Origin of the sequence: Mesorhizobium sp. M2A.F.Ca.ET.037.01.1.1, from assembly GCF_003998075.1 — a bacterium.
GTDB lineage: Bacteria > Pseudomonadota > Alphaproteobacteria > Rhizobiales > Rhizobiaceae > Mesorhizobium.
On record NZ_RZSA01001169.1, the window covers coordinates 1 to 1,844 of the forward strand.

Annotated in this window: 1 protein-coding gene; it reads right to left on the reverse strand. The window is 64.6% G+C overall.

Translation table 11 applies throughout. The annotated features are described in order from the left end of the window. Positions 1 to 156: 156 nt before the first annotated feature. Positions 157 to 1,844: ATP-binding protein (locus tag EOA27_RS34700; RefSeq protein WP_127258534.1), on the reverse strand; the 1,688-nt coding region annotated here is incomplete at its 5' end.

Below are 1,844 nucleotides of genomic sequence, written 5' to 3' on the forward strand. Positions count from 1 at the left end.
CTACTACCCTCTGATAGATCCATCCGGCGACCATCATGGCAGGGCCGTCGCAATGTGCAAGCGATAGCTCATTTGGAAGCAATTCCAGCGAGCTGTAAGGCGGTCAGGCACCAGCGCCTTCGCCTTGCGTCGTCCGTCCGCAATTGCGTCAGCGCTCTAGGATTCCAGCACGTCCTTGACGATCGTCGCCAATTGCTTGAGCGAGAACGGCTTCGGCAGGAAGCCGAAATGGGCGTCGGCCGGCAGGTTCTTGGCAAAGGCGTCCTCGGCATAACCCGAAACGAACACGAACTTGATGTCCGGCTGACGCTTGCGCAGCTCGCCGAGCAATGTCGGCCCGTCCATCTCCGGCATCACCACGTCGGACACCACGATATCGACCTTGCCGCCAAGCGCCTCGAACACTTCCAGCGCCTCGACGCCGGACGACGCCTCATGCACGGTGTAGCCGCGCGACATCAGCGCCCGCACACCGCCCATGCGCACGGCGTCCTCGTCCTCGACCAGAAGCACTGTGGCCGAACCGGACAGATCCTTGGCCGTGTCGGCCGGCTTGGCCGGAGCCGCCGCCACGGCTGCCGGCGCCGCGCCGGGCTCGGCCTGCTTCTTCACCTCGGCGATGTGGCGCGGCAGGAAGATGCGGAACACCGTGCCCTTGCCGATCTCGGAATCGCAGAAGATGAAGCCGCCGGTCTGCTTGATGATGCCGTAGACCATCGACAGGCCGAGGCCGGTGCCCTTGCCCACTTCCTTGGTCGTGAAGAACGGCTCGAAGATTTTCTTGAGAACGTCGGGCGCAATGCCGCTGCCGGTGTCCTCGACATCGACGAGCACATAGTCGGCCGGCGTCAATTCGCGATAGGCGAAGGATTTGCATTCTTCCGTCGTGACGTTGCGGGTGCGCACGGTAAGATCACCGCCGCTCGGCATGGCGTCGCGCGCGTTGACGGCGAGGTTGACCACCACCTGCTCGAATTGGCCGATGTCGACCTTGACCGGCCACAGGTCGCGCCCGTGGTCGATCTTCAGCTTGATGTCGTTGCCGACAAGGCGGGCGAGCAGCATCCGGAGATCGGCCAGGACATCGGTCAGGTTGAGCACTTCCGGCCGCAGCGTCTGCTTGCGCGAGAAGGCCAGCAATTGCCGCACGAGCGAAGCCGCCCGATTGGCGTTCTGCTTGATGTTCATGATGTCGGGGAAGGACGGATCCGACGGACGGTGGTTGGTCAACAGAAGGTCGGACGCCATGATGATGGCGGTGAGCACGTTGTTGAAGTCGTGCGCGATACCGCCGGCAAGCTGACCGACCGCCTGCATCTTCTGACTCTGCGCCATCTGGCCCTCGAGCGCCTTCTGCTCGGTGGTCTCGACCGCATAGACGATGGCCGATTCCTCGGCGCCCTCGCCGCCCGCGCTGTCGGCGACGGCGTTGACGTAGAAGCGGATATGGCGCTCCTCATTGCCGGGCAGCACGGAGTCGATCGGCTCGATATTGGCCTGCCGCTGCCTGGCCTTCTCGAAGGCGGCGGCGAAGGCCGGACGGTCCCGTTCGTGGACGATGGTCTCGAACCGCACCCGCCGGTCGACGGCGTCCCGGTCGACCACGGATGAAAACAGCTGCAGGAATGGCGCGTTGGTGCGCAGGATGCGCCCGCTCGCATCGACGCCCGCGATAGCCATGGGAGTCGAGTTGAAGAAACGGGTGAAGCGGACCTCGGAAGCCCGCAGTTCCGCCGAAGCGTCCTCGCCCTGGGTACGGTTGAGCACGATGGTGCGGGTCGGACCGTTCACGCCCTCGCGGCTTGCCGAAACCCGGTGCATGAAGCGCACCGGCAGCGCCTGGC